Origin of the sequence: Aquimarina sp. Aq78 (assembly GCF_900299525.1) — a bacterium.
In the GTDB taxonomy this organism is placed as follows: Bacteria; Bacteroidota; Bacteroidia; order Flavobacteriales; family Flavobacteriaceae; genus Aquimarina.
In genome coordinates this window covers 609,939-635,002 of the sequence record NZ_OMKA01000029.1, presented here as the reverse complement: position 1 = coordinate 635,002, position 25,064 = coordinate 609,939, and the positions used below count along the sequence as shown (strand labels likewise).

The following is a 25,064-nucleotide window of genomic DNA, read 5'->3' as shown; positions in this document are numbered from 1 at the left end:
TTAATAACCAGTCACGACTATTTTTAATGAAGAATATATCTATAAAAATATCCTTGTTTATCAACTATTTTATTTTTGCTATTCTCCTTAATAGCGTAGGAATAGTGATCTTAAAATCTCTGGAGAATTACCATGTTGATGAGATCGAGGCAAGTACTTTAGAATGGTTTAAAGATTTACCGATAGCATTGGTTTCATTTTTAATCGCTTCTTTTTTACCAAGAATAGGATATAAGAAAGCAATATTATCAGGGTTACTGATTTCTTTTATTGGGTGTTTGGGGATGTACTATGGTAATTCTTTCTGGTCTGCAAAACTTCTTTTTGCTGCAATAGGAGTATCCTTTGCTTTAGTTAAAGTTTCGGTATATACATTAATAGGGATAATTACAGAAACCAAAAGAGCCCACAATAGTTTAATGAGTACTATAGAAGGGGTTTTTATGATAGGAATAGCTACGGCTTATTTTCTGTTTCCTGGATTTAATAATGATAATGATCCAGATGCATGGTTACGGGTGTATTGGCTTTTGGCGGCATTGATTTTTGTGTCATTTCTATTGCTGTTCTTTATCAGATTTGAAGAAGGAAATGAAGTTCCGGGGGTAAATCTATTAGACGATATCAGGCAAATGATGCTTTTATGTACCAAAATGTTGGTCATCGTATTTGTTGGTAGTGCTTTTTTATTTGTGATGGTAGAACAAGGAGTGATGACATGGTTACCCACATTTTATAAAAGGGTATTACAACTTCCACCTAATGTAAGCATTATGATGTCTAGCGTTTTTGCAATATCATTGGCTATAGGAAGGATAGGTGCAGGAATTTTATCAAAACGAATACCTTGGGTTTATATTCTTACCGTATGTATAGGATTAGCAATACTTATGGTAGTTTTTATTTTACCAAAAACCCTTAATGTTGAGGTGCAGGAAATCCAGAAGATTACAGATATACCATGGATTGGATATGCGTTTCCACTTATTGGATTATGCATTGCCCCGATATATCCTTTAATAAACTCTGCCGTATTAAGTGCTTTACCCAAAAAACTGCATAGTTCTATGACTGGTCTTATTGTAGTTTTTTCTGCTTTAGGAGGCACTACAGGATCTACAATAGTAGGCTGGTTATTTAAAAATGTTGGTGCCCAACAAGCATTTTATTATACGATAATACCAATGATTTTACTGTTATTGACATTGCTGGTATTACACAAATTAACAAGAAATAATGTTGATTAAAATATATAAAAAAGATGTCTTACACAGTTTACTTCAACAAGAAGATACAGATGAAGACAAGAAGATTACCATTGATGATCAGGGTCCAAGAGAATTTAAAATACAGACCATAAGTAACGAAGTTTATACTATTCGGGGAACCTATCACTTGTCTAATCTGCTTCAGGAATTAAAATTGGCAAAAGAAAACCAGGAAGGGGTTATAGAAATTTCTTTAGCAGAGGTAAAACAGCAACCCGGCATTAGAATTTCTAAAATGATAAAAGAACACTATTGGGATCGGTTGACCAGAAAATTGGATCGAAGTGGTATTGAAAAAATTCTGTCTGATGATAAACAGAATATAAAAGAGAAACGGTTATATGTTCCTTTTCATGATAAAGAAGCTTATTCTTATTATCAAGAAATTACAAAAGAAATAGATCATATTATACTGGAGACTCTTCCCGAAAAAATAACGCCAGAATTTGTGCGATCCATAAATGATAAACCTGGGATTTTAGGATTAGCATTAACCACTACTAATCATAAAAAAGAAGCTGTTCCGTTTTTGGTCCCAGGAGGAAGATTTAATGAAATGTATGGATGGGATAGCTATTTTATAAACATAGGCCTTTTGCTGGATGCCAGAAAAGAACTTGCCAAAGGGATGATAGATAATTTCACATATCAAATCAAGAATTATGGTAAAATTCTAAATGCCAATAGAAGTTATTATCTAACAAGAACTCAACCTCCCTTTTATACATCTATGGTTGTAGAATATTATGAAAAATATAGAGATCAAACACCCATCTCCTGGCTAGAGGAATGTGTAAGGACAGCTATTTATGAATATGAAACTGTTTGGATGCAATCAGGAAAAAGATTAGCGTCAAATGGATTAAACAGATTTTATGCAGAGGGGATAGGTATAACAGCAGAAGTAGAAGAGGGACATTATGATTACATATTACATAAATATAAGAATGACGATTCGCAATCTATCGAAGAATTTAGAAAAAAATACCTGCAAAGAGAGATTGATAGTGAGGAACTTGATCAATATTTTTTGCATGATCGAAGTGTAAGAGAAAGTGGCCATGATACCACATATAGATTAGAGGGGATATGTGCCGATCTAACTACTGTAGATCTCAATACATTGTTATATAAGTATGAAAAAGATCTGGCATATATCATCAAGAATTTTTTTGATAATGTATTTGTATATGAAGACAGAAAACTACGATCAGAGTATTGGGATGATGTTGCATCCAAACGAATAGCACTAATGAATCAATACCTATGGGATGAAGAAACAGGAAGTTATTTTGATTATAATCTGTTAGAAAAAAAGAAAACCCGTTTTGAATCGGCAACCGGGTTTTATCCATTATGGGCAAAAATATGCACAGCTGATCAGGCAAAAAATATCATAGCGTACTTATTGCCTAAGCTAAAATGTAAATTCGGGATTGCCGGAAGCTCTAAAGCTTCACTTCATGATGTTCCAGAAGATGCACCACAACGACAATGGGACTACCCGTTTGGGTGGGCACCACATCAAATGATAATTTGGAAAGGACTGCTTAACTACGGGTATCAGGATCTGGCAGAAGAGCTTATATATCGATGGCTATGGATGATCACTAAAAATGCAGCAGATTATAATGGTATTATTCCTGAAAAGTTTGATGTTGTTAATGGTACTTATAAGGTAGATGTAGAGTATGGTAATGTAGGGTCTGATTTTAAATATGTTCCCGATGGTGGTTTTGGATGGATGAATGCTTCCTATCAACTAGGGTTAAGCCTTCTGCCTGTAGAATATAAGTATAAATTAAATCAACTTGTGGATCCTGATGAAATATTCAGTAAAATCAATAATTAATTGATAAATCTTTAATAAGATTGTTAAATGTAGGGTGTTTTTTCTCAATTCTGATTTTTCGCAAAGATTCCTTTATATTAATTTCCGCATCTCAAACAGACTTGTACCTTTGTATATATATTAGTATCAAAATACCATAACCGCAAATCACGTAGTTATGGTATTTTGATCTTTATTTTTATTAGCACATATATCTTGATTTAGTATGAGTATCGAAAGTAAAAGAAGAGAGGCATTAGTATATCATGCCAAGCCTACCCCGGGTAAAATTAAAGTCGTTCCTACTAAAAAATATGCAACTCAAAGAGATTTGTCTTTAGCATATTCTCCTGGTGTTGCAGAGCCTTGTTTGGAAATCGAAAAGGAAAAGGCAGACGTCTATAAATATACAGCAAAAGGAAATCTGGTAGCTGTAATATCAAATGGTACTGCGGTATTAGGATTAGGAGATATTGGTCCAGAAGCTTCAAAACCTGTAATGGAAGGAAAAGGGTTATTGTTTAAGATATTTGCCGATATTGATGTGTTTGATATCGAAGTAGATACCAAAGATGTAGATGCTTTTATCGAAACAGTTAAAAATATTGCCCCAACATTTGGAGGAATAAACCTTGAAGATATTAAAGCTCCAGAAGCTTTCGAGATCGAAAGACGATTAAAAGAAGAACTGGATATACCGGTAATGCATGATGATCAACATGGTACAGCTATAATTTCTGCCGCAGCGTTATTAAATGCATTAGAAATTGCAAATAAAAACATTGAAGAAGTAAGAATTGTGGTTAGTGGTGCCGGTGCAGCAGCAGTATCTTGTACAAGATTGTATAAAGCTTTTGGTGCCAAAGCCGAAAATATCGTCATGACCGATAGTAAAGGTGTAATTCGTAAAGACAGGGAGAGTCTTACTCCCGAAAAAGCAGAATTTGCTACAGATCGTGATCTAAATGACTTAGAGGATGCAATGCGAGATGCAGATGTGTTTATCGGTTTGTCGATGGCCAATCTGGTAACTCCGGATATGCTGGTAACGATGGCAGATAATCCTGTTGTTTTTGCAATGGCAAATCCTGATCCCGAAATAAAATATGACCTGGCAATTAAAGCTCGTAAAGATGTGATCATGGCTACAGGAAGAAGTGATCATCCTAACCAGGTAAATAATGTATTGGGATTCCCTTTTATTTTTAGAGGAGCGCTGGATGTTAGAGCTACTGCAATTAATGAAGAAATGAAAATGGCGGCCGTAAAAGCATTAGCCGAGCTAGCCAAAGAACCTGTTCCAGAGCAAGTAAATATAGCATATGGAGAAACACGTCTTAATTTTGGTAAAGACTATATCATCCCAAAACCGTTTGACCCAAGACTTATTGCCAAAGTACCTCCTGCAGTAGCCAAAGCAGCTATCGAAAGTGGTGTAGCAACCGCACCCATTACTGATTGGGAAAAGTATGAAGATGAATTGCTGGAGCGAATGGGTAATGATAATAAAATAGTACGATTGTTATTAGATAGAGCAAAAACAAACCCTAAACGAGTTGTTTTTGCAGAGGCAGATCATCTGGATGTATTAAAAGCCGCTCAGACTGTAAAAGAAGAACGTATTGCGTTTCCGATTTTATTAGGACGTAAAGATATCATACTCGAACTAATGAAAGAGATTGATTTTGATCCTACAGGTGTTGATATCATTGATCCTAAAGCAGATGAAGAATGTGATCGTAAAAACAGATATGCCAAACAATATTGGGAAACCAACAAACGCAAAGGAATTACCCTCTATGATGCAGAAAAATTAATGCGGGAGCGTAACTATTTTGCTGCTATGATGGTTAATGAAGGAGATGCAGATGCATTACTTTCTGGGTATTCCAGAAGTTATCCAACTGTAGTTAAACCTATGATGGATTTGATAGGGCTTGCCAAAGGAGCGACTCGTATTGCAACGATGAATGTGATGATGACCGATAAAGGCCCATTGTTTATAAGTGATACCTCTATTAATATCGAGCCTTCTTCAAAAGAATTGGCAAAAATAGCGCAAATGACTGCAAGAACAGTAGAGATGTTTGGAGTTAAACCTGTGATTGCGATGGTTTCATATTCTAATTTTGGATCATCAAAACATCCTACCGCTTCAAAAGTACAGGATGCAGTAGCATATTTACATAGATATTACCCTAATCTTGTTGTAGATGGTGGACTGCAAATGAATTTTGCATTAAATAGAAAAATGAGAAAGGACAAATTTCCATTCTCTAAGCTTAATGGGCAAAAAGTCAATACGTTAGTGTTTCCTAATTTAGATTCGGCCAATAGTAATTACAAATTATTAAGCGAAATTAATAATGCAGAATCTATAGGGCCCATTATGATGGGGATGAATAAACCAGCTCATATACTTCAGTTAGGAGCAAGTGTAGAAGAAATGATCAATATGGCAGCAGTTGCTGTTATTGATGCTCAGCAGAAAGAAAAAAGAGATTTGCAATTATCATTAATGCCTGATGTTGTTTAAACGGTTGATTGGTAACACCAAGTGACGGTAATGTCCCAGACTGGTGCTTTTGAGAAAAAGTGTGTTTTTAGGATTGATTATCAATATTTTATATAATAAACGAGCCTCTTTATTGAGGCTTGTTTATGTTGTTTACACTACTTAAGATTGTTTAGAACCTATGAAATAAGGGTTTTATATTGCTACGTGGGTCAAATTGGTGCTTGGTTATATTTGCAATTATGAATTGTAAAAACTGTAACCAACCAAATTGTATAAAGCGAGGTAAAAGAAATGGCAAACAACGTTATTACTGTAGAGATTGTTGTACTTCATTCCAAGATTTATATTCTTATAAAGCATATCAAACCACAACAGATACTTTAATTAAAAGTTTACTCAAAGAAAGTTGTGGTATTTTGAGTATTTCTAGAATTATAGGTATTTCAAAAAATACAGTACTCTCTAGAATGCTAAAAATTAGTCATCAAATTAAAGTTCCATATTTTAATAAGTTAGGTTGCAAATTTGAGGTCGATGAGCTGTGGAGCTTTATTGGTAGTAAAAACAATGTAGTCTGGATTACATATGCTATAGAAAGAGAGACCAAGAACATTATTGATTTTTTTGTAGGTAGAAAAACAAAAGATACCATCAGACCTTTGATAGATAAATTAGTGTTATTAAAGCCTAAGAACATTTATACCGACCGATTAAATATTTATCCAGGATTGATCCCTAAAGAAATTCATAAAGTGTTTCGGTATTGTACCAATAGGATAGAACGTAAGAATTTAACCTTACGTACTCATATTAAAAGGTTATCAAGAAGAACAATTTGTTTTTCGAGAAACAAAGTATATCTCACGGCACATTTACGAATCTATTTTTGGGGATAGTTTTCTTAACCATAAAAAATTACTTCTATCCCAATCTCACTGATTTAATATGGAAATCGGGGGTTACATACTACCCTTTACGAAAACGGAGAGGAATCTAAAGCGGAAGAAGAAAAAGAAAAAAATTAAATTGCAGATATATGGATTTTGTTAATATAATTTTGGGTTTCTTATTAATCGTGTTTGGCATACTTATTTTGATTTATTACCGAAATCATGTGAAAAAGTATACAGGTCTTACGATGAATCTTATAAGCGGTGGTATAGGCTTTATTATAATTGGAATTGGATTAATAATAAGAGAGCTTTTAAAAATTTAAAATGAAGTAAAATGAAATACGTATTTATATTATTTATTTCTTGTTGCTCTATTAAAGCACAAAACTGTAAAGGATTTATGCATGGCACTTTTGAAATGAAATATCAATATGGCGAAGTCATGGTGGAAAGAAGTGGTAATTGGCAATTGGAAAAAACCGAGGAGTACCAAACTGTTAGTCTTAGTAAAATAGAAAAGATAAATGATTGTAAGTATCTTTTAACTCTTTATAAACAGTTAAAATTAGGTAAGCTTGCAAATCCGAGTGATCGGGTTTACAAACCCGATCACTCGGATATGATAGCGCAGAAATGTTTTCTGTGCTGCGCATGAGTAAGCGGTAAGAGTAATTAAAGATTAAAAATCAACTATATCTCTGTAGCTAGTTTTTTGTTGGTATTACCACAAGAAATATTACCCATTTTTACGATGCCACTGGTGTGAAATTAAAAAAGATCGCAACAGAGGGAAGTTCTTTAACAGGATGGAGTGTAAAGAAAATACCCTGTCTCGTCCTAAAATCGAATTACATTACTAGAACGAATTAAAAGTTATGAAGTTTTTTTTTAGGACAAAATGAGGCGAGACCCCACTTACATAAGTGGGGGTAAGTACTTATATAAGTAGGGTGTTAATGGTATACATGCCCCAGGGGTACTTATGGTAGTGGGTATAGTTCGCTAGAATCCCGGTTAGGGGTACTTCGATTAGAGGGGTGGGGTACTTCAATCAGAAGCAGCACTTGTGTTCAACAGAGGTGCCACCTCTGTTTTACATAGGATTGCCCTGTATTTACACAGGGGGAGGGGTACTTCTGCAGTAGGGGGAGGGTACTTCATAAGTACCCCTTTATATACTTCTTTTTAATTAAATATAGAAAACCTGATGGTTTGGATTTGCACCTTAAATTTGAACTATTGGGCTATAATACAGCAGAAATGTTTTCTATGCTGGGTAGAGTAAGTGGTAAGCGTCCAAAAAAAGAACTCCATTCTTAAAGGGCTTTTTTTATCCCGTGTATGTAGCAGAATTTTATTACATTTGGTTGCTTAACACTCAACTCTTCTTGAATTTTAATATTCAAGCAATAATAATTATGATTTTATGCTCTGATAAAGTGTTTTTTTTGGTAGCACTAACGATGTCACTAAAAAAATAAGATTGGAGAAAAACTAACCCTGATGAAGATCAGGATTTATTTTTGCAGTATAGAAACTCAAAAAGAGTACATTAACTTAACAAATGATCACACATATCAAGGGGAGGCTTGTCGAAAAAAATCCAACTGATGTAGTAATAGATTGTGGTGGAGTAGGGTATTTATTACATATTTCATTACATACTTTTTCTTTGATTCCCGAAGGAGAAGTGCTACAGTTATATACACATCTGCAGGTAAAAGAAGATTCTCATACCTTATTTGGTTTTGCCGAAAAATCAGAAAGAGAAATTTTCAGGCTTTTAATCTCGGTTTCGGGAATAGGAGCAAGTACAGCCAGAACCATGTTATCCTCATTACACCCCGATCAAATTAAAGAAGCAATAGCTTCTAATGACGTAGCTACAATTCAATCTATTAAAGGAATCGGAGCCAAAACTGCCCAACGTGTTATTATAGACCTAAAGGATAAAATCCTTAAAGTATATAATATAGACGAAGTTTCAGTGTCGCAAAGCAATACTAATAAAGATGAAGCGTTATCTGCATTAGAAACCCTAGGATTTAATCGAAAAATTGCAGAAAAAGCTATTGATAAAGTTCTAAAACAAAGCCCCAAAGAAACAGTTGAAAATATTATTAAACAGGCACTAAAAAATTTATAAAACATTGAGTTTTTCGAATTACTTACGCGTTGATTTTTTTAGGATATTAGTATGTTTGATAGCACTTTATAGTGGGGTGTTACAAGGGCAGGACAATCAAACTGTTCGGGACTCTACAAGTACTACATTTTCTTTGGGAGCATTATCTTTACCAGATCCAAACAGTATTGTAACCAAGTATGAATACGATCCGATTACGAATCGATATATCTATCGAGAGAAACTAGGGGATTTTAATGTACGATATCCTCTTTTCTTAACTCCATCAGAATACGAAGCTTTAGTAGAAGAAGAACAACGAAGAGCTTATTTTAAAGAAAAGATAGAAGCTTTTAGCGGTAAAAAAGACGGTAGTGAAGAGAAACGAAAGAATTTACTCCCTATTTTTTATGTCAATTCTAATTTCTTCGAATCTGTTTTCGGGGGAAATGAAATTGAAATTGTTCCGCAGGGATCTGTAGAAATAGATTTAGGATTACTCTATACAAAACAAGATAATCCTGCTTTTTCTCCTCGTAACCGAAGTAATTTTACATTCGACTTTGATCAAAGAATCAGTTTAAGTTTACTGGGTAAAATAGGGACAAGGCTACAGGTAACAGCCAATTATGATACAGAATCTACTTTCGACTTTCAGAATCAATTAAAATTAGAATATACGCCTACAGAAGATGATATTATCCAAAGTATCGAGGTAGGTAATGTAAGCATGCCATTAAATAGTACATTGATCCAGGGAGCACAAAGTCTTTTTGGAGTTAAAATGGGATTGCAATTTGGGCGAACCACTGTTACGGGAGTGTATTCTGAACAGCGTTCTGAAACAAGATCTGTAAATGTAGAAGGAGGAGGAACGGTAGAAGATTTTGAACTTTTTGCGTTGGATTATGATGAAAATCGACATTTCTTTTTATCACATTATTTTAGAGATACATATAATAATTCTTTGGCTAGTTATCCTTTTATTAATAATAATATACAGATAACAAGGATCGAAGTATGGGTGACGAATAGAGCAACAAGTGCGCAAACCTTGACCAATGCGCGTAATATTGTTGCGCTTCAGGATATAGGAGAAGCACCAGATGCGGGTAATTTTACAATACCAGCCTCTTTATTTAATACAGGTGCAGGAGCTTTTCCTGATAACAGTAATAACGATCTGGATCCAGCAACTATTGGTCCAGGAGGACCTGTTACCGAAGCAGTGCGACAAGTATCAACTGTGCAACAAGGATTTGTTGGTGCAATAGCTGGTTTTAATGAAGGATTTGATTATGCAATTTTAGAAAATGCAAGAAAATTAAATCAAAGTGAGTATACGCTAAATACCCAATTAGGATATATCTCTTTAAATCAAAAGCTGAATAATGATGAGGTTTTGGCAATTGCATATCAATATACCAGAAATGGAGAAGTTTTTCAGGTTGGTGAATTTGCAAATGATGGAGTAGATGCTACTGTAGGAGATAATACAGGGGGTACTGTAGACGCAGGTTCAAGTCAAAGTTTAGTAGTTAAAATGCTTAAAAGTCCTATTGTTAATGTGACATTACCAATATGGGACCTGATGATGAAAAACATCTATAGTACAGGAGCTTTTAGACTAGAACAAAATGATTTTAGATTAAATATTTTATATTCAAATCCTTCTCCGGTAAATTATATTACTGCTGCAGAAGGATCGTCGGTTGCATTACCGAGTGATGTAGAGCAGACAACACTACTCAAAGTTTTTAATCTGGATCGTCTTAATCCTAATAATGATCCGGTGCAAGGAGGAGATGGTTTTTTTGATTATGTACCAGGGGTCACTATTGACTCACAAAATGGCCGTATTATTTTTACTACTATAGAACCATTTGGAGAGCATCTTTTTGATAAACTGGATAATGGACCCGTAGGAGCAGATTATACTAATCCTAATTCGTATAACCCAAATCAGGCGCAATACGTATTTCGCGATTTATATACACAGACTAAGATTGTTGCGGGACAGCAATCTGCCGATAAAAATTACTTTCAGTTAAAAGGAAGATATAAATCTTCTGGTCAGGATGGAATTCCTTTGGGAGCATTTAATGTTCCTCAAGGTTCTGTAACTGTTACTGCGGGAGGAAGAACTTTGCAGGAAGGAGTAGATTATACAGTGAATTATCAATTAGGAAGAGTAAATATTCTGGATGAAGCATTACTATCTTCGAATACACCTATCCAGGTTTCTACCGAGAATAATGCTGTCTTTGGTCAACAAACAAAACGTTTTACAGGACTAAATATAGAACATAAATTTAGTGACGATTTTATTATAGGAGGAACCTATTTAAATCTGAATGAAAGGCCAATTACTCAAAAATCTAATTATGATTTTGAGCCTATTAATAATACAATATTAGGGTTTAATGTAGCATATTCTACCGAAGTTCCTTTCTTAACCAGAATGGTGAACAAACTCCCTAATATCGATACAGATGTACCCTCGAATGTTTCGGTTAGAGCAGAAGGAGCATACCTGATTGCAGGGGCGCCAAGAGGAGCTAATTTTGATGGTAAAGTAACCACATATATAGATGATTTTGAAGGGGCACAGACCAGAATAGATGTAAGTTCGCCATTGTCGTGGGAACTCTCTAGTATACCTATTGGTTTTGGTGATCCTAGTAATCCTGCTAGTGATATTGTTGTTGATGGTATACAATCGGGATATCAAAGAGCAAAATTGTCTTGGTATTCTATTGACCCGATCTTTTATAGTAATGGAAGACCAAGTGGAGTGTCTGAGCAAGATTTGGCCTCTAATGCTACCAGAAGAGTATTTATTAATGAAATTTTTCCAGAAACAGATATCTCACAAGGGCAAACCTTAGCATTGTTTACACTGGATCTTAATTATAGACCTGGGCAAAGAGGACAATATAATTTTAATCCAGCATATGCTCCGGGGAGTTCGTTACCACAACCCGATTCCAGAAATAATTTTGGAGGAATAACCAGGCAATTAACATCTACTAATTTTGAACAATCTAATGTAGAGTTTATTGAGTTTTGGTTAATGGATCCTTTTGAATATGATGATGTAGATAATCCTGGAGGTACCATCGTGTTTAATTTAGGTAATATTAGTGAAGATGTACTTAAAGATGGTAGAAAACAATATGAAAATGGATTACCCAAAGGAGGAAGTGGTAGTTTTGTAGATACAGATTATGCCAGAGTTCCTGTAAATCAATCTTTGATCTATGCTTTTGATTCTGATGGTCCGGACAGAATAGATCAGGATGCTGGATTTGATGGTTTGGGAGATCAGGAAGAAAAACAAAAAGCCGAATATGCTGCATTCCAATCTTTAGATGATCCTTCGGGAGATAATTATACCTATTTCCTTCAGGCAGGAGGAACTATTCAACAACGATATGACGGTTATAATGGTACAGAAGGTAATTCACCTACCAATGTGTCTAATGATGATCGAGGAAATACCACTTTCCCTACAGCAGAAGATGTAAATAGGGATAATACGATGAATACGATTAATAGTTATTTTGAGTATGAGATTCCAATTTTTAGAGGTATGGGAGTGGGTAATGATAACGGGACTGGTTACATATCTGATGTTAGAGATATTCCGGTTAATGTGCTGGGAGGTCAAATAAATACTAGATGGGTACGCTTTAAGGTTCCTATTTATAATCCAGATAGAGCTATAAATATTAGTGATTTTAGATCTATTCGATTTATGAGGATGTATCTTACTGGTTTTGCAGAACCAACTTTGTTACGATTTGGTAGTCTTGATTTGGTAAGAGGTGATTATAGAAGATATGTTGTAGAAGGTAATACTGTAAATGACCCAACAAGTGGTCTTAATATAACAGGTAACAGTGATGTAATTGTGACCTCGGTAAGTTCTGAGGAGACCGCAAATTATGTGACACCGCCCGGAGTTGTGAGAGAGCAGTTAAATAATAACAATAATATTATAAGAGACGATGAGCGATCATTGGCGCTTACAGTAAATGACCTGCAATCTGGTGATGCCCGTGGAGTGTATAAGAATTTCAATGTTGATATGCGTCAATATGAGAATCTTGAAATGTTTTTGCATGCAGAATCACTTCCTGAACCGGCAATCCCAATTCAGGATGGAGATCTAAAAGCTTTTATTAGAATGGGTAATGATTTTACCAATAATTTCTACGAGATCGAATTACCTTTAACCGTTTCTGGTCGGAATGATAGTAGTCAGAATGGAGCGTGGCCAGAAAATAATCGATTAAGCCTTCCTTTAGAATTTCTTCAGCAAATAAAATCTAATGTATTAGGAGATGATGCTCTTAGTGCAAATGATCTTAATTTCTTTACAGGTCCTAATAATCTTAGAGTAGGAATTAAGGGTAATCCTAATTTTGGAGATGTACGAGTGATGATGGTGGGTATCAAAAATGATAGTGGTAGTGATCAATCAGGAACAGTTTGGTATAATGAAATGCGTCTAAGTGATCTTAAAAATAGAGGTGGTTGGGCTGCTGTAGGTAGTTTGGATGCTAATATTGCGGATTTTGCTAATGTTAGTGCTTCAGGAAGAATTAGTACTATTGGATTTGGAGGGATTGAACAAGGGCCTAATGAACGAAGTAGAGAGGATCTTAAGCAATATGATGTAACCACCAATGTTAATTTAGGGCAATTATTACCCAAAAAATGGGGAATGCAAGTGCCATTTAATTATAGCCGTGGAGAAGAGTTAATTACTCCGCAGTTTGATCCCGAATTTCAAGATATAGAACTTCAGGATCGATTGGATCGCGAAACTGATCCTGCTGAGAAAGAACGTATAGAAAAACAATCAACAGAGTACACAAAAAGACAAAGTTTTAATGTTATCGGATTACGTAAAGAGAGAACAGGGGATGGTAAACCAATGCCATATGATGTAGAAAACTTTGCGTTCTCAGGGACGTATAATCAAACAGATCATCGTGATTTTGAGATAGAAAAATCACTAGATCAAAATGTAAGACTGGGAGGAACCTACGATTTTAGTTTTCAGCCAAAAGAAGTAGAGCCTTTTAAGAAAGTTAAATTCTTAGGCAAGAGTAAATATTTTGACTTGATTAAGGATTTTAATGTAAACTTACTTCCTACGAGTATCTCGGTAAACTCTAATATCAATAGACAATATAATGAACAGGTTTTTAGAGATATTACTTTAGGGCCAGACGATATCAGGTTGCCGACATTATATCAACGTAATTTTCTGTTTGATTGGCAATATGGAGTCAACTATAATTTGACCAAGTCTTTAAATTTTAATTTTACTTCTGCTAATAACCGTATTGTCAAAAATTTTATTGATGAAAATAATGAAGTTGATAATACCATAGATGTATGGAGTGGCTTTTTTGATATAGGAGATCCTAATACGCATAGTCAACAACTTCAGGTTAATTATGAAGTTCCTTTTAAGAAAATACCGGTGTTAAAATTTATACGTGCAACATATGCGTATAATGCAGATTTCCAATGGGTAAAAGGAAGTGAAGCTTTAAAGACTTTGGAGAATATTCCAGATCTAGGAAATACTGTTCAGAACGCTAATGTGCATACGTTAAACGGTTCATTGGATATGAATACATTGTATAAATATGCAGGATTAACCAAAGTGAAACCCGGAAGAAAAAGTGTAAAAAAGAACGGTAAAGATTCGAAAGATAAAAAAGAAGGAGCTCGGGCGCCAGAGAGTCCACAAAAAAATAAACCCAAAAGAGGTAGAAGCAAATTAAGTGTTGGTGATAAGGCATATAATACACTTATAGGATTAGTTACCGCAGTAAAAAAAATAAATGTGAATTACCAACAAGATAATGGTATTTTCCTGCCCGGTTATACCAGATCTCCAGGGTTTGTAGGTACTCTTAAACCTACGGTTGGGTTTACTTTTGGTAGCCAATCTGATATTCGGGACCTTGCTGCACGTAATGGGTGGCTTACGTTATATCAAGAATTTAATCAACAATATCAGGAGGTAGAAGGAAAACAACTTAATATACAAGCTTCTCTGGGATTGTTAAAAGGGCTTAAAATTGATATTAGTGCCAATAGAAATTCTGCTGAAACCTTTACCGAAAATTATCGGGTAAACACAAATTCTGATGGTAGTATTTTTGATGATGATCCGTATCAATCTCTTACCGGAAATACCTTTGGTAATTTTACCATATCAACAGTAATGATCAGGACTGCGTTTAAAAAGAGTGATGAATTTTCATCAGAGGCGTTCGATAAATTTAGAGAAAACAGATTGATTATTGCTAGACGACTGGCAATAGAGAGAGGGAACAACCCAAATACAGATAGTGATGGAGATGGTTTTCCTGATGGTTACGGAAGAACGAATCAAGCAGTTTTGCTACCGGCGTTCTTAGCCGCTTATACAGGAGGCAGTCCAGAAAAAGTTAAAAAAGGAGCTTTTAGAGATATCCCATTACCTAATTGGGATATAAAATATACAGGTTTAATGAATTTAAAATGGTTTAAGAAACGTTTTAAAAGATTTTCTGTAGCTCATGGGTATCGAGCTAATTATACCATTAATCAATTTCAAACCAATCTGGAGTTTAGAGGAGGAAGTGAATTTGATGAGGCAGATAACTATAGAAACCCTTTGTTGTTTTCTAATGTTAATTTAACCGAGCAGTTTAGTCCGCTTGTTCGATTGGATATGGAGATGAGAAACTCGATCAAAATCCTTGCAGAATGGAAAAAAGATAGAGCGTTGTCATTAAGCTTTGATAACAACCTACTTACCGAAATTCAAGGAAATGAATATATCATTGGGCTAGGATATAGGGTAAAAGACATTACGTTTGCTACTAAAATAGCAGGAAGAAAAAAAGTAATAAAAAGTGACCTTAATCTAAGGGCTGATTTGTCACTACGTCAAAATGAAACGCTGATTAGATATCTTGACTTAGAGAATACTCAAGTAACGGCAGGACAAGATATTTATGGAATAAAGTTTACTACAGATTATGCGTTAAGTAAAAACTTAACAGCGTTATTATTTTATGATCACACCTTTTCTAAGTATTCTATTTCTACCGCATTTCCTCAGACAACAATTCGAGGAGGATTTACATTAAGATATAATTTTGGGAATTAAGATTTTCCTATTACCTTTTGTTTAAAATGGTGTATTATTGTTTTTTGATAATTTTTTATCAGGTTTTCTCAAAATTTAATAAAATAGATTTATTTTCGTCATCATAATATTAACAACTCATAAATTTTTTTGAAATGAATACTCCTGTAGATTTAAAATATACCAAAGATCACGAATGGATCAAAATTGAAGGCGATATTGCAACTATTGGTATTACTGATTTTGCGCAAAGCGAATTAGGTGATATTGTTTATGTAGAAGTAGAAACAGTTGGTGAAGAATTAGAAGAACAAGAAGTTTTTGGTACCGTAGAGGCGGTAAAAACGGTATCAGATCTATTCTTGCCAATGGCAGGCGAAATTATTGAATTTAATGAAGCTTTAGAAAGTGAACCAGAATTGGTAAATAGTGACCCATATGGAGCTGGTTGGATGGTAAAGGTTAAAATATCTGATGTTTCTCAAATTGACGATCTATTGCTGTCTGCAGATGAGTATAAAGAAGTTGTTGGGGCATAAGACCCTTTTTGTCTTGGTTGTCGTATTAACCTCTCTGGTAACATGGGCATCACTGGCAAAATTTATTAACCCAGTTACATTTAAGATAGAAGGGAGTGATAAAATAGGTCATTTTATTGCATACTTTACCTTAACTATAGCATGGGCTTTGTTTTTCTTTTTTTCTGAAAAACTGAATAAAAATTTAAAACAGAGTTTGATTATTACTTCGATTATATGTATCCTATATGGTATCCTGATGGAAGTATTACAAGCACTTTTAACAACATATCGTAGTTCTGATTGGTATGATGTAGTTGCAAACACAAGTGGTACAATTTTTGCAGTATTTGTTTTTGTAGTGTTTAAAAGTAAATTACTGAGATTTAAGCAAAATAAACAGGAAATCAGATAGATAACAGCTGTGTTATCACTGAAAAGTAGATAACATAAAAGTTAAAAAACTTATTTTTTGTTTTACATTTTGATCTTTAGTTGGAAATTACAAAAGAAATTAGCTATTTTAGCAATCCTATAACGATTATATAATATGGAACCAAAGAAAAATCCAAAATCAGATTTAACTAAGAAAAGTATCTTATTCCTTCAATTAGGACTTATTTTAGTTCTTTTTATAACATGGCAAGGAATAGAGTGGAAAACCTATGATAGAACCAATATAGATATAGGTCAGGTTAATCTTGATGAATTGGAAGAAGAAGATGTGCCAATTACTCAAAACCTGAATACACCTCCACCACCTCCACCACCTCCACCAGCACCAGAAATTATTGATGTAGTAGAGGATGAAGAAGAAGTAGAGGAGACTATTATTGAGTCTACAGAAACGAATCAGGAAGAAGAGATCGTTGAGGTAGAAGAAATTGAAGATGCAGATGAAGAAGAAGTAATTGCTGATGTACCATTTGCAGTTATTGAGAATGTGCCGATTTTTCCTGGTTGTGAGAAAGCAGGAAATAATGCAGCTAAAAAGAAATGTATGAGTGATAAGGTTAAGAAGTTTATTAACCGTAAATTTAATACAGAGATTGGTAGTGAATTAGGTCTTTCGGGTGTTAATAGAATCTATGTGAGATTTAAAATTGATAGAAGTGGTAATATTGTTGGTGTTCAAGCAAGAGCTCCACACCCAAGATTACAAAAAGAAGCACAAAGAGTTGTTAAGTTATTACCTAAAATGACTCCAGGAAAACAAAGAGGAAAAGCAGTAGGTGTACTGTATTCTCTACCAATAGTTTTTCAGGTACAGGACTAAAAAGAAAATACTTTATAAAATATCAGAATCCCGTCACAGTATGTAGACGGGATTCTTTTTTTGGTATGCTTGTTGATTTAGATTAATTGTAACGTTAAAACTAAATATTATGAGTAACAAGCACGATGCTAATGTACGAAAAAGTACATTGGTGAATTTTCAGATTGGACTTATAGCAAGTCTTTTATTTACCTATGTAATGTTTGAGGTGTATACCGCTACACCAATAGTTAATGATAACGACATTGACCTTACAATCGAGGAACCTGATATAGATTGGGATGGGGTTTACAAAATTTATGAAGAGCCCAGGCCAAAAGAAGTTGCCAGAAAGTATACTAAACCTGTAGTGACTCCAGAGGAATTTAAAGTCATTGATAATGATACTGAAATAACAGATGCAGATAAGGTGTTCAAAAATGAGCCAATCGAATCTAAGCCATTTGATCCTAGTACAATTAATGATGTAGAGCCTATAGTTGAAGATCCTCCGTTTTTTGATTTTATAAAAGTGGAATCTGTTCCTGTATTTCCTGGATGTGAAATGTTAGGGACCAATAAAGAAAAGGCAGCTTGTTTTTCTGAAAAAATTAGAAAAATCGTTTCCAGAAAATTTAATACTGGATTAGGAGAAAAATATGGTTTAACAGGAGTGCAGCGAATCTACACTCAGTTTGATGTTGATGACGATGGGATGATTAAGAATATCAGGGTTAGAGCAGCGCATCCAAAATTAAAAAAAGAAGCGCAAAGAGTGATTAACTTGTTTCCGCAGATGACACCTGGTAAACAACGAGGTAGAGCTGTAACTGTAAAGTATCAGTTGCCAATTGTTTTTAAAATACAGAACTAAAGATAAAAGCCTGCTGATTATATTAGCAGGCTTTTTTAATGGATTCTTTTTATTTGGTGAGACTAGTGTAAATCGTTTTTCGCATACGTTCTGAGTTAATAAATCCATCACCGTATCCTTTTGCATCATAGGTCGCCGTAAGAGAGGTGTTCTTTATAATATCTTTTTCAGATTTCCCAGCATCGATTTCTTTTTGAATAGTACCGGTAATTTCTTTTAGCATTTTCAAAAACATTTCCAGATCTTTTTTTGCTGCCAATTTCCCATGTCCGGGAATAATTTTAGTGGCATCGTTTGCGATAAGTAATGCTTTTTCTGATGCTTTTATGTACCCCTTAATGCTTCCTCCAGATTTTAAATCTATATAAGGATACCGTCCATTAAAAAAGGTATCTCCCATATGTAGCACATTTCCATTTGCAAAATAAATAAGAGCATCTCCATCGGTATGGGCATTGTGTACATGAAACGCTTTTACGTTTTCATCTTTGAAATATAATTGCAAGCCTTCGTTAAATGTAATTACAGGTAACGATGACGGAACAATGCTTCCTTTTTCCTTTTGTCTTTTTTCCATTCTGGATCTTACATTTTTTTGAGCAAAGATCGTAGCGCCTTTATTCGCCATATTTTCATTTCCGCCGGTATGATCCCCATGATAATGTGTGTTGATTACCATAGTAACAGGTTGGTTGCTTATTGTTTTTAGATTGGTGAGAATTTTATCAGATAATCTTGCAAATTGATCATCAATGATAAACAATCCTTTTTCGTTTTTGAAAACACCAATATTACCTCCTTGACCAGTTAGCATATAAATATTATCAGACAATGGGTCAATGGTGATTTTGACTTCTTTATCTTGTGCATTGGCAGCAAAGAAAAGTGTAAAGACTGCGAGAATCAGTAATTTTTTCATTAGAGATGATTTTATGTGGTTTTTTATGATGATTTGTCGGTAATAAAGCACAAAAATTACTCTTGGCTATTGGGGTGATTATCAAAATGTTCTGTAAAAAGAAATTTTGATCAACTCTTAGAATTGTTTGTTTGTTGTAGGGAAAGTTGTTAAAAGGTGAATTATAAGTAGTTATAAGTTGTCTAAAATGCTTTTAAGATATATCTTTGCACCACTTTTAAAAAAGCTATTTAGAAAACGTGCAAAATTTGAGCGTGACCCAAACGAATACTATAAAAATCTCGATTGTTCAGGATTTTAAAGAAATTACAAAAATGCGTCTGGCATTAAGTGTGGTTTTTTCTTCTGTTGCCGGATATTTGTTAGGTGTAGAAACGGTTTCCTGGAGTACCCTGATTCTTCTCGCTGTAGGAGGTTATTTTATGGTAGGGGCCTCAAACGCGTATAATCAGATTATAGAAAGAAATTTAGATAAACTGATGGATCGTACTAAAAATAGACCGATTCCGTCTGGAAGAATGTCTGTTAATACGGCTTTTGCAATTGCTACATTTTTTACAATTGCAGGAATATCTGTGTTGTATACGATTAATCCTCAAACGGCTATGTTTGGAGCGATTTCTATATTTATATATGTAAGTTTATATACTCCTTTAAAAACAAAAACACCATTGTCTGTTTTTGTTGGTGCTATTCCTGGAGCAATTCCTTTTATGTTAGGATGGGTGGCGGCAACAAATAATTTTGGGATAGAGCCAGGAACATTGTTTATGATTCAATTCTTTTGGCAGTTTCCACATTTTTGGGCTATAGGGTGGTTTTTGTTTGATGACTATAAAAAAGGAGGATTTTTTATGCTTCCGACAGGTAAAAGGGATCAAGGTACTGCTGTGCAGGTTATTATTTATACATTATGGACTGTGGTAACCTCTTTAGTACCTGTTTTTGGAGTTACTGGTAAACTTTATCTTACTCCGGTATCAGGAGTAATTCTTCTATTTTTAGGAATAATTTTAATTAGATCTGCAGTTCGATTATATAAGGTTAGAGATGCTAAAACAGCAAAGCAATTAATGCTAATGAGTGTCTTATATATTACATTATTACAAGTCATTTATGTAGTAGATAAATTTGTTAGAATATGGATTTAACACAAGGAACAACACAAGAAAAAGTTAATAGGTCCAAAAAAACCATGATGTGGTTTGCTATGATTAGTATGGCAATGGTGTTTGCAGGACTTACTAGTGCTTATGTTGTGAGTAAAAGCAGGAAAGACTGGGGGATAGATCTTGTTTTTCCAAATGCATTTATATATAGTATATTGATCATAGTAGCAAGTAGTGTTACATTCTACTTTGTGAAAAACGCGATTGAGAAAAATAATAGAAGTCTGGCTACAGTATTACTGCTCTCTACACTTGCATTAGGAATTGTATTTATATTCTTGCAATTTGAAGGGTTTAGCGATATTATTAGACAAGGATATCATTTTACAGGTCCGACATCTAATATCGTTACTACGTTTATGTTTATAATTGTAGTAACACACCTAGCACATATCATTGGAGGGATATTAGTGCTTTTAGTTGTAATTTATAATCATTTTAAACAAAAATATAAAACAGGTCAAACTCTTGGTTTAGAACTAGGTGCTATGTACTGGCATTTTGTTGATTTCCTGTGGGTTTATCTCTTTTTGTTTTTGTATTTCGTTAAATGATCTTAGATCATTGATTTAATACTATAAAAGAGATTGTTTTAAAGAAAAGCATCTGTGACAATTAAAAAATAAATTTGAGCAGGTGAAATGATAAAATTGATTATTTTTGTGGGAAATTTAACAATACCAAATTCTTTATATGGAAACAACTGTTACTAAAACAGGTACTGAAGATAAAACCTGGGGAGGTGGCAATCAACCACTCAAGGTAAGTTATGGTAAAATGATGATGTGGTTTTTTATCCTTTCGGATGCACTTACATTCTCTGGTTTTTTAGCCTCTTATGGTTTTTCAAGATTTAAATTTATAGATTCCTGGCCTATAGCCGATCAAGTATTTAATCACTTTCCATTCTTACATGGGGTAGATGCTCCAATGTATTATGTGGCTTTGATGACTTTTATCTTGATTTTTTCTTCGGTAACTATGGTATTAGCCGTAGATGCTGGACACCATATGAAAAAGAAAAAGGTAATTTTTTATATGTTCTTAACTATAATTGGTGGAGCAATATTCGTAGGATCACAAGCCTGGGAGTGGAAAAACTTTATCAAAGGAGAATATGGCGCGGTAGAAACCAAAGGAGGACAAATTTTACAATTTGTAGATGGAGAAGGGCATAGAGTAGGTCTAAAAGATATCGCAATTATCGATACCCATAAGGATAGGACTCAACATGAGCGAAAAAATGGAATCTGGTATAAAAAAGAAGGAACTCTTCCTACCTATACTATTGAAGAAATAAGAACAGGTTTTGCAAAAAGAAAAGATCTTTTAGTAAGAACTCAAACGCTAACAGAAAAAGGAGAGAAAACAATCTTGTCAAGAACAGAGTCCTTGAAAAGAATGCAAGCAGACGCTATTGGTATTGTAGAAGGAGCAAATCTTACACATAATGAATATGGTACTCCATTATTTGCTAACTTCTTCTTCTTTATAACTGGTTTTCACGGTTTTCACGTGTTTTCTGGAGTCGTTATTAATATCATCATCTTTATCAATGTAATTCTCGGTACTTATGAAAGAAGAAAGAATTATGAGATGGTAGAAAAGGTTGGTTTATACTGGCACTTTGTAGATTTGGTATGGGTATTTGTATTTACATTCTTTTACCTGGTTTAATAAAAATTTAGTAGTTATACAGCATGGCACACGATACAGCGCATCACGAATCGAATATAGGAAGAATCTGGAAAGTATTTATTCTATTATCTGTTGTTACAATAGTAGAAGTAATATTAGGGATTATAAAACCTGCATTTTTAGTAGAAACCACTTTAATTAGTATGAAACTATTAAATTGGATTTTTATTATTCTTACAATTTACAAAGCATATTATATCACCTGGTCATTTATGCATATGGAAGGTGAGACTAAAGGCTTAAGAAGATCTGTCGTTTGGACAGGAATTTTCTTAATTTGTTATTTAATGTTTATCCTGCTTACAGAAGGAGATTACATATTTGAAATCTATAAAAATGGGCATGTAGCTTGGGATTTTTAATCCGTTAAATATATAAGTTAAAAGCATTGTAAAAAGACGGTCTATTAAGCCGTCTTTTTTTATTTTTACACAATTGTTCTGAGCTTATTTCAGAATTTATACCATTTGTTGTTTGAATTTTATTTTCTAGTAAATTGAAAGAATGAACGGTATTAGATATCGATTTTATAACTATTTGATACTTGTCAAATGAAAAAATTTCTTGTCTTAGGAGTCTTATTTGTATTGCCATTAGTGGCCTATTTATTTTTTGCTTCTGGAGTACATAATTTCGCCAAACTTCCTGTGCTTAATGAATCTATAGAAAATCTTAAAAATTTTGAACCACTAGCCAAAAAAGAAGTTAGTTTTTCTGATAAGATTACTGTACTTGGTTTCTTAGGGAAAGATATTCATAACAAACAGGGAAATGCTTTTAACCTAAATCAAAAAATTTATAAAAAAAATTATGGGTTTCGTGATTTTCAGTTTGTAATGGTTTTGCCTTATGGTAGTGAGAATGCTGCAAAGAAACTATTGGACGAATTAGACAACATTACCGATGTTTCTGAGTGGAACTTTGTTTTTGGTACCCCAGAAAGTATAAAAACCTTATTTAGGAGTTTAAAGACTCCGCATCAATTAGATGATAATTTGGCTACTCAGTATGTGTATATAGTCGACAAAAATGGAGGACTAAGAGGTAGAGATGGTAATTTAAAAGAAAATGAATCAAAAGTATATGGGTATGATGCAAGTTCTGTTGCTGATTTATCAAATGTCATGAGTGATGATGTAAAAGTGATTCTTGCAGAATATCGTTTGGCTTTAAAAAAATATAAAGCTGATCGTAAAAAGAAATAAAGAGTAAGCGCATGAAAAAAAATTCTTACATCGGGATATCGTTTATCATATTGGTTTTTGGAATCATTTTTATACCAAAGATTATAAATAGAATTAAAAGTACTTCGATTGTTAAAAACGATAGGATGAGTGCTAGTAACCCTGTTGCTAATGAAAAACTTAGTTATATAAAACTTAACGGAGCTCCAAAAAAGGTTCCTGAGTTTGCATTCTTAGATCAGGATAGTATTCTAATTACTAATCATGATTATAAGGGTAAAGTATATATAGCAGAATTTTTCTTTACCAGTTGCCCTACTATTTGTCCTAAGATGAATAAAAATTTAGTATATCTGCAAAATAAATTAAAAGACGATGAAAACTTTGGAGTAGCTTCTTTTACGATTAATCCTAAGTTTGATACGCCAAAAAGACTTAAGAAGTACGCAGAGAAGTATAAAGTAATAGATCCTGACTGGCATTTTTTAACAGGAGATAGAGAAGATATCTATGAACTGGCCAATGCTGGATTTAATATTTATGCTGCAGAGAATCCCGATGTGCCAGGTGGATTTGAGCATAACGGCTACTTTGCTTTAATTGATCAGGAAGGATATATAAGATCTAGATATGATGCGTCAGGTAATCCTATTATTTATTATAGAGGAACAATTGGGGTAAAGGAAAAAGTAGATGAAAATGGAGAAGAAGAACAAATAACTATTTTATTAGAAGATATAAAGAAACTATTAGATAAGAATGAGTAACAACAACCAATCAGATGTAGAAAAAAAATACAATAAATGGATTGTAATTTTATCGGTTTTTATTCCTCTTGCAGTAGCAGCATTATTTGGAGTTAATCTGAGAAAACTTGGGTTTGATGTGCAACCCCTTACTTTTTTACCCCCAATATATGCAACTATTAATGGTTTAACCGCTGTGATTTTACTAGCTGCTTTATGGGCAATAAAAAATAAGAATATTGCATTGCATGAGAAGCTCATGAAAACAGCTATTTTATGTTCGGTGTTGTTTTTATTGATGTATATCGCGTATCATATGACTAGTGATTCTACTCGATTTGGAGGAGAAGGAACGATACGATATGTATATTATTTTATTTTGGTCACTCATATAATCCTGTCTGTTGTTGTTATTCCTTTTGTATTGATTACTTATGTAAGAGCACTAGCGAAACGATTTGATAGGCATAAAAAAATTGCGAGAATTACATTTCCGATTTGGTTATATGTAGCCGTTACAGGAGTGATTGTGTACTTTATGATATCACCATATTATGTTTAGTTTGAATACATATTTATGCGAATAAAAGTTTTTTACATACTAATTCTTTTTTTGATATTTACCATCCCGGTAGAGGCACAATGTGCAATGTGCAGAGCAGTTTTGGAGAACGAAGAGGGGCAGGAAACAGCAAAAGGAATCAATAATGGTATTGTATACCTAATGGTTGTACCATATATCTTAATAGGAGTTGTGGGGTATTTTATTTATAGAAATAAAAGAAAATCGACAACTACAAAAAAGCCATAATTAAAGAGTTCTTAATTTTTTAACATTTTCATAACAAGAAAAGCTGTAACAAAAATACCATGTAGCTAGTCTTATGTAACAAGACGACACTAA

At 33.8% G+C, this 25,064-nt stretch carries 20 protein-coding genes; 19 read left to right on the top strand and 1 reads right to left on the bottom strand.

Annotated features, from left to right (window positions below; all coding sequences use genetic code 11):
- Positions 1-26 precede the first annotated feature (26 nt).
- The 11 genes from DG435_RS22125 (at position 27) to DG435_RS22075 (ending at position 18,444) form a co-directional block, all read left to right on the top strand.
- Positions 27-1,247 carry a sugar MFS transporter gene (locus DG435_RS22125; protein ID WP_106791991.1) on the top strand — a complete coding sequence of 407 codons (1,221 nt, stop codon included), beginning with the start codon at positions 27-29 and terminating at the stop codon, positions 1,245-1,247.
- Positions 1,237-3,120, top strand: a complete 1,884-nt coding sequence (locus DG435_RS22120; protein WP_106791992.1) for a trehalase family glycosidase — start codon at positions 1,237-1,239, stop codon at positions 3,118-3,120. The genes DG435_RS22125 and DG435_RS22120 overlap by 11 nt, the downstream gene beginning before the upstream one ends.
- A 205-nt stretch (positions 3,121-3,325) precedes the next feature.
- Positions 3,326-5,635 (top strand): NADP-dependent malic enzyme, encoded by a 2,310-nt coding sequence (locus DG435_RS22115; RefSeq protein WP_106791993.1) that lies wholly within the window; start codon positions 3,326-3,328, stop codon positions 5,633-5,635.
- 221 nt (positions 5,636-5,856) lie between these two features.
- On the top strand, positions 5,857-6,513 hold the full coding sequence (locus tag DG435_RS22110) for an IS1 family transposase (RefSeq protein ID WP_106791994.1): 657 nt from the start codon (positions 5,857-5,859) through the stop codon (positions 6,511-6,513).
- Between the two features lie 331 nt (positions 6,514-6,844).
- Entirely contained in the window at positions 6,845-7,165 is a 321-nt protein-coding gene (locus DG435_RS22105; protein ID WP_106791995.1) for a hypothetical protein, read from the top strand.
- 909 nt (positions 7,166-8,074) lie between these two features.
- On the top strand, positions 8,075-8,656 hold the full coding sequence (gene ruvA / locus DG435_RS22100; RefSeq protein WP_024771611.1) for a Holliday junction branch migration protein RuvA: 582 nt from the start codon (positions 8,075-8,077) through the stop codon (positions 8,654-8,656).
- A gap of 55 nt (positions 8,657-8,711) precedes the next feature.
- On the top strand, positions 8,712-15,818 hold the full coding sequence (sprA, locus tag DG435_RS22095; RefSeq protein WP_234420912.1) for a cell surface protein SprA: 7,107 nt from the start codon (positions 8,712-8,714) through the stop codon (positions 15,816-15,818).
- A 134-nt stretch (positions 15,819-15,952) separates the two neighbouring features.
- The gene (gene gcvH / locus DG435_RS22090) at positions 15,953-16,336 is read left to right on the top strand and encodes a glycine cleavage system protein GcvH (RefSeq protein ID WP_024771609.1); all 384 of its coding nucleotides are present in this window, start codon (positions 15,953-15,955) and stop codon (positions 16,334-16,336) included.
- Positions 16,308-16,730 carry a VanZ family protein gene (locus DG435_RS22085; RefSeq protein ID WP_159025672.1) on the top strand — a complete coding sequence of 141 codons (423 nt, stop codon included), beginning with the start codon at positions 16,308-16,310 and terminating at the stop codon, positions 16,728-16,730. Before gcvH ends, DG435_RS22085 begins: the two co-directional genes overlap by 29 nt.
- Before the next feature lie 135 nt (positions 16,731-16,865).
- A complete protein-coding gene (locus tag DG435_RS22080) occupies positions 16,866-17,591 on the top strand; it encodes an energy transducer TonB (protein WP_024771607.1) in 726 nt (241 codons plus the stop codon).
- Between the two features lie 109 nt (positions 17,592-17,700).
- Positions 17,701-18,444 carry an energy transducer TonB gene (locus tag DG435_RS22075; protein WP_106793853.1) on the top strand — a complete coding sequence of 248 codons (744 nt, stop codon included), beginning with the start codon at positions 17,701-17,703 and terminating at the stop codon, positions 18,442-18,444.
- A gap of 49 nt (positions 18,445-18,493) precedes the next feature.
- Here the strand turns inward: DG435_RS22075 and DG435_RS22070 are convergent, their stop codons facing one another.
- On the bottom strand, positions 18,494-19,363 hold the full coding sequence (locus DG435_RS22070; RefSeq protein ID WP_106793852.1) for an MBL fold metallo-hydrolase: 870 nt from the start codon (positions 19,361-19,363) through the stop codon (positions 18,494-18,496).
- 248 nt (positions 19,364-19,611) lie between these two features.
- Here DG435_RS22070 and cyoE point away from each other — a divergent pair, with 248 nt between their 5' ends.
- The 8 genes from cyoE (at position 19,612) to DG435_RS22030 (ending at position 24,971) form a co-directional block, all read left to right on the top strand.
- Positions 19,612-20,514 carry a heme o synthase gene (cyoE, locus tag DG435_RS22065; protein WP_106793859.1) on the top strand — a complete coding sequence of 301 codons (903 nt, stop codon included), beginning with the start codon at positions 19,612-19,614 and terminating at the stop codon, positions 20,512-20,514.
- Positions 20,505-21,086, top strand: a complete 582-nt coding sequence (locus DG435_RS22060; protein WP_024771603.1) for a cytochrome c oxidase subunit 3 — start codon at positions 20,505-20,507, stop codon at positions 21,084-21,086. The genes cyoE and DG435_RS22060 overlap by 10 nt, the downstream gene beginning before the upstream one ends.
- A gap of 139 nt (positions 21,087-21,225) precedes the next feature.
- Positions 21,226-22,209: a cytochrome c oxidase subunit 3 gene (locus tag DG435_RS22055; RefSeq protein ID WP_024771602.1), complete on the top strand. Its 984-nt coding sequence runs from the start codon at positions 21,226-21,228 to the stop codon at positions 22,207-22,209.
- A gap of 23 nt (positions 22,210-22,232) precedes the next feature.
- Positions 22,233-22,592: a cytochrome C oxidase subunit IV family protein gene (locus tag DG435_RS22050; protein ID WP_024771601.1), complete on the top strand. Its 360-nt coding sequence runs from the start codon at positions 22,233-22,235 to the stop codon at positions 22,590-22,592.
- Positions 22,593-22,781: 189 nt separating this feature from the next.
- Entirely contained in the window at positions 22,782-23,435 is a 654-nt protein-coding gene (locus DG435_RS22045; protein WP_106793851.1) for a hypothetical protein, read from the top strand.
- 11 nt (positions 23,436-23,446) lie between these two features.
- A complete protein-coding gene (locus DG435_RS22040) occupies positions 23,447-24,181 on the top strand; it encodes an SCO family protein (protein ID WP_106793850.1) in 735 nt (244 codons plus the stop codon).
- Positions 24,174-24,722 (top strand): DUF420 domain-containing protein, encoded by a 549-nt coding sequence (locus tag DG435_RS22035; protein WP_024771598.1) that lies wholly within the window; start codon positions 24,174-24,176, stop codon positions 24,720-24,722. The genes DG435_RS22040 and DG435_RS22035 overlap by 8 nt, the downstream gene beginning before the upstream one ends.
- Before the next feature lie 15 nt (positions 24,723-24,737).
- Positions 24,738-24,971, top strand: coding sequence for a hypothetical protein (locus DG435_RS22030; protein ID WP_106793849.1), 234 nt, complete (start codon positions 24,738-24,740; stop codon positions 24,969-24,971).
- The last annotated feature ends 93 nt before the right edge of the window (positions 24,972-25,064 follow it).

Coding starts and splice junctions, on each gene's coding strand:
- DG435_RS22075 (WP_106793853.1), top strand. CDS start 17,701: ATGAGTAACAAGCACGATGCTAATGTACGAAAAAGTACATTGGTGAAT.
- DG435_RS22060 (WP_024771603.1), top strand. CDS start 20,505: ATGGATTTAACACAAGGAACAACACAAGAAAAAGTTAATAGGTCCAAA.
- DG435_RS22070 (WP_106793852.1), bottom strand. CDS start 19,363: ATGAAAAAATTACTGATTCTCGCAGTCTTTACACTTTTCTTTGCTGCC.
- DG435_RS22115 (WP_106791993.1), top strand. CDS start 3,326: ATGAGTATCGAAAGTAAAAGAAGAGAGGCATTAGTATATCATGCCAAG.
- DG435_RS22085 (WP_159025672.1), top strand. CDS start 16,308: ATGAGTATAAAGAAGTTGTTGGGGCATAAGACCCTTTTTGTCTTGGTT.
- DG435_RS22110 (WP_106791994.1), top strand. CDS start 5,857: ATGAATTGTAAAAACTGTAACCAACCAAATTGTATAAAGCGAGGTAAA.
- DG435_RS22105 (WP_106791995.1), top strand. CDS start 6,845: ATGAAATACGTATTTATATTATTTATTTCTTGTTGCTCTATTAAAGCA.
- DG435_RS22035 (WP_024771598.1), top strand. CDS start 24,174: ATGAGTAACAACAACCAATCAGATGTAGAAAAAAAATACAATAAATGG.
- ruvA (WP_024771611.1), top strand. CDS start 8,075: ATGATCACACATATCAAGGGGAGGCTTGTCGAAAAAAATCCAACTGAT.
- DG435_RS22040 (WP_106793850.1), top strand. CDS start 23,447: ATGAAAAAAAATTCTTACATCGGGATATCGTTTATCATATTGGTTTTT.
- DG435_RS22055 (WP_024771602.1), top strand. CDS start 21,226: ATGGAAACAACTGTTACTAAAACAGGTACTGAAGATAAAACCTGGGGA.
- DG435_RS22050 (WP_024771601.1), top strand. CDS start 22,233: ATGGCACACGATACAGCGCATCACGAATCGAATATAGGAAGAATCTGG.
- DG435_RS22120 (WP_106791992.1), top strand. CDS start 1,237: ATGTTGATTAAAATATATAAAAAAGATGTCTTACACAGTTTACTTCAA.
- gcvH (WP_024771609.1), top strand. CDS start 15,953: ATGAATACTCCTGTAGATTTAAAATATACCAAAGATCACGAATGGATC.
- DG435_RS22080 (WP_024771607.1), top strand. CDS start 16,866: ATGGAACCAAAGAAAAATCCAAAATCAGATTTAACTAAGAAAAGTATC.
- DG435_RS22125 (WP_106791991.1), top strand. CDS start 27: ATGAAGAATATATCTATAAAAATATCCTTGTTTATCAACTATTTTATT.
- DG435_RS22030 (WP_106793849.1), top strand. CDS start 24,738: ATGCGAATAAAAGTTTTTTACATACTAATTCTTTTTTTGATATTTACC.
- DG435_RS22045 (WP_106793851.1), top strand. CDS start 22,782: ATGAAAAAATTTCTTGTCTTAGGAGTCTTATTTGTATTGCCATTAGTG.